The organism is Bradyrhizobium sp. P5_C12 (assembly GCF_054049735.1).
In genome coordinates this window covers 1-9,531 of record NZ_JBFULU010000092.1, presented here as the reverse complement: position 1 = coordinate 9,531, position 9,531 = coordinate 1, and the positions used below count along the sequence as shown (strand labels likewise).

10 protein-coding genes are annotated in these 9,531 nt (G+C 61.5%); 4 read left to right on the top strand and 6 right to left on the bottom strand.

The features are described 5' to 3' along the window. The 4 genes from ACXJMY_RS37190 to ACXJMY_RS37175 all read right to left on the bottom strand — a co-directional run. Positions 1 to 755: glycosyltransferase (locus ACXJMY_RS37190; RefSeq protein WP_456624323.1), on the bottom strand; the 755-nt coding region annotated here is incomplete at its 3' end. Positions 756 to 808: 53 nt separating this feature from the next. Continuing rightward, positions 809 to 2,011: a glycosyltransferase family 4 protein gene (locus ACXJMY_RS37185; RefSeq protein ID WP_456624322.1), complete on the bottom strand. Its 1,203-nt coding sequence runs from the start codon at positions 2,009 to 2,011 to the stop codon at positions 809 to 811. A gap of 41 nt (positions 2,012 to 2,052) precedes the next feature. Then, the gene (locus tag ACXJMY_RS37180; RefSeq protein ID WP_456624321.1) at positions 2,053 to 3,393 is read right to left on the bottom strand and encodes a hypothetical protein; all 1,341 of its coding nucleotides are present in this window, start codon (positions 3,391 to 3,393) and stop codon (positions 2,053 to 2,055) included. Positions 3,394 to 3,502: 109 nt separating this feature from the next. Further along, positions 3,503 to 4,732 (bottom strand): polysaccharide biosynthesis/export family protein, encoded by a 1,230-nt coding sequence (locus ACXJMY_RS37175; RefSeq protein ID WP_456624320.1) that lies wholly within the window; start codon positions 4,730 to 4,732, stop codon positions 3,503 to 3,505. A 524-nt stretch (positions 4,733 to 5,256) separates the two neighbouring features. Here ACXJMY_RS37175 and ACXJMY_RS37170 point away from each other — a divergent pair. Beyond that, positions 5,257 to 5,400 (top strand): hypothetical protein, encoded by a 144-nt coding sequence (locus ACXJMY_RS37170; protein WP_456624319.1) that lies wholly within the window; start codon positions 5,257 to 5,259, stop codon positions 5,398 to 5,400. Between the two features lie 10 nt (positions 5,401 to 5,410). On the opposite strand, the gene ACXJMY_RS37165 is transcribed toward ACXJMY_RS37170, so the two are convergent. Beyond that, positions 5,411 to 6,571: a glycosyltransferase gene (locus tag ACXJMY_RS37165; protein ID WP_456624318.1), complete on the bottom strand. Its 1,161-nt coding sequence runs from the start codon at positions 6,569 to 6,571 to the stop codon at positions 5,411 to 5,413. A 124-nt stretch (positions 6,572 to 6,695) separates the two neighbouring features. Further along, positions 6,696 to 7,349 carry a glycosyltransferase gene (locus tag ACXJMY_RS37160; RefSeq protein WP_456624317.1) on the bottom strand — a complete coding sequence of 218 codons (654 nt, stop codon included), beginning with the start codon at positions 7,347 to 7,349 and terminating at the stop codon, positions 6,696 to 6,698. Positions 7,350 to 7,412: 63 nt separating this feature from the next. On the opposite strand from ACXJMY_RS37160, the gene ACXJMY_RS37155 reads away from it, so the two are divergent. The 3 genes from ACXJMY_RS37155 to ACXJMY_RS37145 all read left to right on the top strand — a co-directional run. Next, positions 7,413 to 7,781: a hypothetical protein gene (locus ACXJMY_RS37155; protein ID WP_456624316.1), complete on the top strand. Its 369-nt coding sequence runs from the start codon at positions 7,413 to 7,415 to the stop codon at positions 7,779 to 7,781. 302 nt (positions 7,782 to 8,083) lie between these two features. Continuing rightward, on the top strand, positions 8,084 to 9,103 hold the full coding sequence (locus ACXJMY_RS37150) for an NAD-dependent epimerase (protein ID WP_456624315.1): 1,020 nt from the start codon (positions 8,084 to 8,086) through the stop codon (positions 9,101 to 9,103). 26 nt (positions 9,104 to 9,129) lie between these two features. Next, positions 9,130 to 9,531 (top strand): sugar phosphate nucleotidyltransferase (locus ACXJMY_RS37145; RefSeq protein WP_456624314.1); only part of this gene is annotated, 402 nt, incomplete at its 3' end.

Genomic DNA, 9,531 nt, shown 5'->3' with positions numbered 1-9,531 from the left:
GGCGGCAATAGTCCCACGGCCTTTGCGAGATTGTAGATGCCTTTTTCCTCGGTCAGTCTTCCGATGAAACCCAGCCTCAACACGTTCGAGGTGGGTTCGGGGGACGGAGCGAGCGGCTTGAGCGCCGATGCGTGCCGGATGACTTTCCGCGTCGGGATGTTCGCGAACAGCCCGAGCTCGGTGTGAATGTCGAGTATCCGCTGGCTCACGCCGACGACGGCGCGAAGCTGCCTGGTCGCATTGCGGCGGCTGACGGTTAACAATTTACAGCTGAAGCAGGTGTGCTTGCACGCCCGGCCCTTGGAGAAGCGCGAGCACCGAGGGCAGGTCAGATAGTAATCGTGAAGCGTATGGACGATCGGAATGCGCCGGTCGAAGGCCGCCTTCCAGACCCCGGTCGTCAGGCCTGAGAGGTTGTTGGAATGCAGCAGGTCGGGCTTGAAGGCATCGATGCGTGCGCCGACGAGATCCGCCGTTCGCTGCCAGTCCTCGATCGCATGCCAGACGCCGCGCAATGGCGCGCTCCGCTGCTCGGCAAACGGCAGATAGATGTTGCGAATGGGCGCGGAGTAGACGTCAACGTCGTTGTGCCGTTCGGCTTTCTGATCGGGCAGGGAGGCGGCACGAACCACCTCGATTGTGTCGCCACGTGCGACGAGACTCTCGACCAGCCGGTTGACGAATATTTCAGCGCCGCCGACGACCTTGGGGGCCCCGGGCGTCGGATATAGCGATGAGGTGACGAGGACCTTCATTAAGAATGTATCTCAATATCCATTGTGCCATCGGCTACTGCAGCTTTTCGTCCTTATTCTTGTGAAGAGGTCCCGATGTTGCCGGTGTACATCTCCAGGTATTGCCGTGTGATCGTCTCGGGGGTGAATTTCTCGGCAAAGTCAGATCGTGCAGGCGCGGTCTTCTTCCATCGGTCTGCTTCGCGTGTCGCCTCCTGCATCAGTTCGGCGAGCCGCCGATGGTCGCTCGGCTCATACTTTCCTATCAGATTAGAAAACTCCGATATCTCCGGTATTCCACCCGCAGTGGAACAAATTGTGGCCTTGCCGGCCCCGATCCCCTCAATCAGGGTCCGGGGCAGCGGCTCCGGCCAGACGGAGCTGATCAGGCAGACATCGACGCCGGCGTAAAAGTCCGCGGATTTGGTGAATCCCAGCCATTGCACGCGGTCATTGCGGCAGGTGGCCTTGAGGTCGCGCACATAGGTCTCGAGGCCCCTGCCGGCGATCTTGAGCTGCCAGCCGGCATCGGGTAGCAATTCCACCGCCTTGAGCACGACGTCGATGCCCTTCTCGGGCTCCAGGCGTCCGATGAAGCCGAACACCACATCCTCGGTGGCAGGGCCCGGCATCGCACCCAAATTGGTGGTATCGGCGATGTTGAAGATGACCCGGCCCGGGATATCGGTGAAATAGCCGGGCGCCAGATGCCGATCCAGCACGAATTGGCTGTTGGACGTCACCGCGTCGACCATGCGCGAGGCGCGGCGATACGGCGCGGTCATCGTGGCGCAGGCAGCGCATCGCCGCATGCACGTTGCGCCCTCGCGAAAGAGCGTCGACCGTTTGCAGATCAAAGAATAGTCACGCAAGGTATGCACAATTCTGATGTTGCGCCGCTTGGCTTCCGACCAAAGCGAGACTGAAAATCCCGTGAGATTGTTGGTATGGACGACATCTGGCTTTTCGATGTCGAGGATCTCGGCGAATCGTTCGGCAGCCTTGCGATTCCAGGTATYCTGCAAATGCCATTTAAGGCGTTGCATCGACGACGGCTTTTCGTCGCGGCCAAAGGGCCAATAGTCGTTGTCGAGCGGCATGCGATAGACGCGCACGCCGTTGAGGTCGTCGACCGACCGCGTCTGCTCCTTTTGAAGACAGACGACGGACACCTGCTGGCCGCGCTGGGACAGGGCCTCGGCGAGCAGTGACACAGAGACTTCGGCCCCGCCGATGATTTCCGGCGGGTAAAGTGTGTTGACGATGAGTACTCTCAAGAATTGCCTCGGATTAGCCGACCGCAGCCGTCAGGAGCGCTTCAGTTAGCCGGCCTGATCTCGAAATCAAGTGCGGCTTGCCCCTTCGCGGTGACGAGCAGCGGCGTGGTCGATAGCTCCGTCCAGGCGCCGGGAGCGGGTCCTGGCCCTTGCTGGCAGACGTGGCTGACCTCGGCATTCGGTTCTACCCCCTTCAATCGCACTTCAAAACGCTTGGTCGGACTTTCCGACCAGAGCGCCGCCTTTGTTTCCGACCCGCCCTGGCTGCGGATCAGCACGACGCCGGGAACGGGCTTTGTTCGTTCCGCCGTCCGGCTTTTGCGAATGAATGCCCAGCTTTCGCGAATGGAGCATACGGCGGGCTTCGGCGAGTTGTCGAAATGATAGATGCCGAAATTGTGCTCGAGCTCGGTCAGCTTGGTGCCGCTGTCCTTGAGCTCGTAGATCCAGATTCCCTTCAGCCACGGTCCCGCCGTCGACGACCACAATATCATCTGCGCCATGTTGTCGGCGGAAAGCTGCTCGTTCACGCTGCACTTGGCTTCGCCGGTCGGCCAGCCGGTCTCAGTCAGGTAGACCGGATAGTTGGGATTGCCGGTCGCCTGGGCCACCCGTTGCTGAAACGTCTCGAGGCGCTGGATCGCTTCAGCCGCAATGCGCCCGGCAGGCGCCGCGCAGTGATTGTAGATATGGATCGATATGCCGTCGGCGATCTTGAGCAGATCGGTCTTCAGCAATGCATCCGTCCATTTGAACCCCGGATCGTCACCGAGCACGCCGACCACGAATGGGGCAGTGGGGACCGCGCGCTTCACCGCCGGTTGCACCGCCTTGGCGAGTGCAACGTAATTCTCCACGTTGAAGTCCGGGTTTCTGCGCGCGCCGAGATTATATTCGTTCCACATCTCGAAGATGGGCCGCTGCGGCGCCACCGATAGCGCAGCCGCGGTGGCGTAGTTGACGAACCGACGCCGCGCTTCGTCCGTCGTCGGCGGATCGGAATTGGGCACAAGGTGGTGGCCGAAGCCGAGAATGAGCACGGGCCTTCCGACGCCGGACTTGACCTGGGCCTCGAGGCGGCCGAGCTGCGGGTTGAAGCCGAACGCATGGCCGGGAATCTCGAAATCCGACCAGGGAAAATCGTCGCGGAACGAGGTGACGCCGAGTTCCTTCAGCTGCTTTACGGCAATGGAGGGGACATAGCCGCGCCCGCCTATGGGCCCGCCGAGACCCTGGTGCGTGCCTATTCCCAGCAGAATTCGTTCGTCCAGGGGCTGCGCATTCTGAGCACCGGCGGGAGACGAGGCTGCGCTGATTGCCGCAACCAGCGTGGCAGAGAGCACCCGTAGGCCACGCAAGACAGGTCTGGTCGATTCGGTCACTCTCGTGCTCCACATTGGCCCTCAACTGGCCGAACGAACTACCTCCCCCTTATGGTTCGAATTGGGCGGAGCTGCCGCTCCAGGTCATGTGCGGCAGCTCACATGGCGGTTACTTCACATTCACGATGACGGAGCTGATATTATCCGCATTCACGCTTGCCGCATTCAGCGGGTTCATGAGCTTGACGAATTCGGTTGATGGCGATTCCGCGACGGAAATCACGTCGTGGTCGCGCATCCTGAAGGTATCCGCCTGGAACCAACCGTCGGGCTTGCTCATGTCGAACTTGTAGACGGCCGGAACAGCCTTGGTCGGAAACTGGGAGACATCCACGCCGATGCGCTCCAGCAGCGGTTTGGGCTCGAAGCGATAGACATAGATCGACTTTGAATCGGCGCGGTTGCTGTCGAGACCGCCGGCCTTGGCCAGCGCCTCGGCCAGCGACATGTTGTCGTTCTCGAAGGTGAAACGACGGTTGTTGGTGCCTCCGATCGATCCCGGCGACGGGGTCGATCCAAACGCCATGTACACCCTGGGAATACGGGTCAGGAACACCACGTCACCGGGCGCGAGCAGCACGTCCTCGTTGGGGTGATGCACGACCGAGGACATCGACTCGTTGTAAGTGCGCCCATCGCGCTTGATCGTGACCGTGCTCTCATAGGAGGGATATTTCGGGCCCCCGGCGCGCGCGATCGCGCCCATCAGGCGAATGCCGCCCGGGTCGACCGGAAAGCGCTGCGGCGAGTTGACTTCGCCGAGCACGCTGATCTGGTTGCCGCGCTGCTCCGCCACGCTCACGACGGCTTGCGGGTCGATGGCGCGGTCCTTGAGGCGTTCGCGGATGACGTTCGAAACGGCGCGCGGTGTCAGCCCGGCGACCTTGACCGATCCGGCGTAGGGAATGTTGATGTTGCCGGACTGGTCGACCTGCTGCCGCGGAATCTCGACGAAGTTGCCCGGCCTTACGCCCGCTTCGCGCGGAATGAACAGACCGCCTGCCTGCGCTTCGTAGACGGTCACGGTGACGATGTCGCCGATGCCGATCGTGACGTCGCGGTAATTGCCGCCGGGAAGGCGGGAGAACACCAGTCCGGACGAGTCCGTGAACGCGTTGGTCGCCTGCAGGATCGCCGGGTTGACCGGCATCAGGGCATAGGCGAGCGGCGCGGTCGGTTCGGTGACGAGCGCGGCATTTGTTTGCGTGGATACGGCATCCGGAGCGTCTAACGGAATGAAGCTCGCGCAACCCGTCAAGGAGATGCCGATCGCAGCGACAGCCAGGATTCGGCTAATCCCGAAATCAAAATCAAATCGTTCGGTCTTAGCCACCAGCATATTCCCTTACTCATCTAAAATCGGAATCACCGTAGCAATCATCTCGCTACCGAGTCACTGCTGCGTCTTCGACTTTATGGTAAAGCACTTATGGCTGTGACCTTATTGCAACTTGTGAACCGCGGTACGCGTGCAATCGCTGTTTAAAATTTGTGCGGACGATCCTCTTTTATATGCAGCTCGCAAAGTGGACATGGAGATGTCAGATCGATGTCACGATTGGGGCCGTGCGTGATCGTTCCAGCGCGGCGCGAGTCATTCGATCGCGCGACGGATCACGGCAGGAAAACTTGGAGTGTTGATTCGGCGCTGCACTTACTCTGCGTTGTAGTTTCATCGTTGTTGCGGTGGGCGTGGCGCCGGACGGGTCTGTCTCGCCAGGCCCTGGCGCGGATATTTTCGCGGCCGGATTCCGCCTCCGTTAACGCTCTCCTCGGCAAGCCGGCTTCGCGCCGAACTCCGTAAGGTCTTCCTAATCCTGATCCGCCTAGTTGGTCGGTCAAACAACAAGGAAGGCGAAGACGATGCTGCAAACCGGATCACTGCTGTTCGCGGCCGGCTTTCTCACCTGCGCGATCATTGCCGCCTCGGCCGTTGCGTGGTCGTTCTCCGATCACCGCGTGATCGACGCCGAGCTCACGCCGGGCGATGCGCGCCGGATGGCCTGATCGGCGGTCTCTATGATCGCAGATTGTTGGAGAAGTCGGACTGCAATTTCGCCTGCTGCCCGGATTCGCTCTCGCGCATGTGCAGGACGTCGGCATAGACTTGGCTCAAGACGCGATGGGTCTGCTCGATGTCGTAGAGGCGGGTGAAGCGCTCATATCCGGCCCGGCCGACCGCGGGCAGATCCAGTCTGGTTGCGCGCTGAAAGCCTTCGACCAGCTTTTCGGCCGAGACCTCGTCACATAGCACGCCCGTCACGCCGTCTTCGACGATTTCCGGCAGTGCGCCGATGCGGAACGCGATAATCGGCTTGGCCGACCGCATCGCCTCGATGGCGACCAGGCCAAACGCCTCCCAGCGCGACGGTATGGCGACCATATCGGCCTGGTCGAGTTCGGCTTCGATCTGGTTGCGGTTCATCCAGCCCAGCAGCGAGACGTTGGCCGGCAGGTCGCTTCTGCGGAATTTGCTGACGACCGAGGCACCAATGATGCGCACGTCCAGCCTGTCGCCGAGCGCGCGCGCCGCCTCGATCAGCAGATCGTATCCTTTCTGGCGATCGAGGCGTCCGATGAAGAGGACCCTGGTCTTCTCCGATCGCCACGGTGCTGCGCGCGTGTCGAGCACCGGGCGCTGCTTGGAGATCCCGTTGTGCACAAGAACCAGGCGATTCGCCGCGATTCCGACCCGTATGGCGTCCACCCGCTCGCTTTCCGAGATGCACACGATGCGATGCGTGAGCTTCGACAGCATGCGTTCGGTGAACAACGTCACTTCGCGGCTGAGGCGGCCCGTCTCGCGGCCGAACGCCCACCCATGGGGGCAGTAGACGATGCGCGAGCGCCGCGAGGTCAGCCAGAGCACCGGGCGGACCACCAGCCCGGCAAAGGACGAGTGGAGATGAATCACATCGGGCCGAAGCTGCCGGACCGCGCGTATTGTCGCAAACAACAGGCGAAACAGGCCGACAGCGTTGCGGCCGTCACGCGGAAAAGTGGTGACGGCGCCATCCTCGATGTTCACCAGATCGCTGCGATGGTCGGATGGAACGACATAGTGGACGTTTCCCTGCCCAAAGCTCGCGCTCTGGTGCGGATGGAGCTCGTTGAGATAGGTTGCGATGCCGCCTCTCACCGTTTCGGCGACATGCAGAACCTTCAGTCCGCTGGACAACGGTCATTCCTTCCAAGCAAGTTTCGCCTTCCAAGCAAGTTTTGCCTTGCAAGTCTTGTTTCTTGCCTTCCAAGTCTTGCAGACGCCAAAGCTAACGCCTCCAAGCAGCAATATTTGGGCCGCGTCATCGTGTCGGACCGCTGGATGCGGTTTCGGGAGCCGGTCTGGCCAGAAATTCGAGCATGACCGCGGCCGACTTCGTCCAGGAATATGTCGCCAATCGCTGCTGTTGCCTTTTTTGTTCCGCCGGCGAAATTCTGCCGAGCTCAATTCTTTCGAGCATTTTTGCGGACAGCTCGTCCACGTTGAGCGGGTCGAAATAGACGGCGGCGTCGGCGCAGGTCTCGCGAACGGCCGCGGCGGAGCTCGCGATGACCGGGCAGGCGAAGTACATCGCCTCCAGCGGCGGTATGCCGAAGCCCTCGTAGAGACTGGGGAAGATGAAGGCCGCAGCCCGGGCGAACAGTGCCGCGATTTCTTCGTCCTTCAGGCGGCCGGCGATGACGACCCCGTTTTTCGATTCGGTCGCGCCTCCGCCGAAGACCTTGCTGTTGTCGCCCCCGACCACGACCAGCGGAAAATCGGCGCGGCCGAGCCGCTCGGCCGCGCGGATGGCGGTATCGACATTCTTGTTCTTCGTCATCGAGCCGACGAAGAGGAAGAACTGATGGGGCGCAAGACGCAGTGAATCGATGATCGAGAAATCGGGATCGACCGCTGCGAAGTGTTCTGCGCTGTTCGGAATAACGGGTATCGATGCAGGGGGCAGCGACAGCATCTCGGCAAGTTCGTTGCGCGAAAACGCCGAAACTGTCGCAATCGTTGCGGTGCGCGCCAGCAGATGGCCGAGGGTCCGATGCAGTGCGAGGTAGCGCCAGCTGAAGAAGTCCGGTCGTCTGAAGACCTGCGCGTCGTGAAGGACGACGAGATGATCGCGATGGAGCACGGGGCCGGAATTGGCGAGGCTGACGAGACGCGTGCCGGCGGCTGCACGCGCCAGATCGATCTGGTCCCACGCGTGCCCCTTCAATGTTCCGATCTGCTTGACGTGCATGCGGCGAAGACCAGCGAGCGTCTGCGCGTTCGGCGGCGCCAGAATCTGCCAGTCTGCGTCCAGGAGTTGCGGCGGAGCCTCGCCGCTCGCGAGCAAGCGGTCCATCGCCTTGACCAATTCGGCGGCGTAGCGCTGAACGCCCGTGAGCGACTGTGACAGGAACCTGCCGTTGATGGAGATTTTCAAAAGCCGATCTTTTTTCTACGCGGGTCATTCGCGCGAACGATGCCTCAAGACTGGGCATTCGCGCCGAATATACGATCTGGGACGTGTAGCACATGTGACGCTATGGTCCGAGTGTCCCTGCAGGCGGATAGCATGCGACAATGCATGACGCCATCATGTTTCCTACACATTTCGATGCGCTTACAGAGATACGCTTGGTTTGATGATTGTCGTGATCGTCATATCCTTGCCTCTCTTGTCCTGGTCTGGCATTGCTTCGCGGAATGAATGAGATGACAACTTTTCGGCCAGTGATCGTGACCGGCGCCGCCGGCTTCATCGGAATGCACGTTTGTGAACGGCTGTTGGCACGCGGCGAACAGGTCGTTGGCATCGACGCATTCACGCCATATTACGATCCGGCGCTGAAGCGCGCGCGTCTCGAAACCCTCAAGCACCGCCCCGGCTTCAGCTTCTACGAGATCGACCTCGCAGATTTTGCCGCGGTGATGCGTGTGTTCGACGAGGTCTCGCCCGATCGCGTCGTTCACCTGGCGGCTCAGCCGGGGGTGCGTGCGTCGATCGACGATCCCATCACCAGCATTCGCGCCAATTGCGACGGCTTTGTCACCGTGCTCGAAGCCGGGCGGCGCCACGGTGTGGCGCATCTTGTCTACGCCTCGTCGAGCTCGGTGTATGGCGCCAACCGCACCCTGCCGTATTCGACCGAGCACTCGGTGAACCATCCGGTCAGCCTTTATGCCGCGAGCAAGAAGGCCAACGAACTGATGGCGCATACGTTCGCGCATGTTCACGCGCTGCCGGTAACCGGTCTCCGCTTCTTCACCGTCTACGGTCCGTGGGGCCGGCCCGACATGGCCGCCTATCTGTTCACGCGTGCGATCTTTGCGAGTGAGCCGATCAAGATTTTCAATAACGGCAATATGTGGCGCGACTTCACCTATGTCGACGACATCGTCGAAGGTGTGATCCGCACGCTCGACCGGCCTGCGGCGCCGAACCCCGCGTGGAACGCCGAGCAGCCGGAGTGCTCGACGAGTTACGCGCCGTATCGCGTCTACAACATCGGCAACAACAGGTCGGTCAATCTGATCGAATTCGTCGAGACGCTGGAAAAGATCATCGGCAAGCCGGCGATCCGCAAGCTTCTGCCGATGCAGGCCGGCGACGTCCTGGAGACGCGTGCCGACATTTCGGCCCTGCAACGCGACGTCGGCTTCGCGCCCTCGACGCCGCTGGCGGATGGCTTGGGCCGCTTTGTCGAATGGTATCGACAGTATCACCGTGTTTAACAACCCCTCAGATGAGTAGCTCGCACGTGTCTCAAAAAATTATCCCCCTGATCATGTGCGGCGGTGCCGGCACGCGGTTGTGGCCGGCCTCGCGCGAGGTGCGGCCGAAGCAGTTCCTGCCGCTGTTCGGTACCCGCTCGACCTTCCAGGACACGCTGCTGCGCGTCTCGGACAGCGCGCTGTTCGAGCGTCCGATCGTCATCACCAATGCGTCCTACCGCTTCATGGTGCTGGAGCAGCTCGCCGAGATCGGCATCGAGGCCGACGTGATCCTCGAGCCGATGCGGCGCGACTCCGGACCTGCGATCGCCGCCGGCGCCGTGTTCGCGCAGAACCGCGCCGCTGAGGCGATCGTGCTGGCGCTCGCCGCCGACCACGTGGTGCAGGACAAGGCCGCCTTCGTCGCCGCGTGCCGCGAGGGTCTTGCC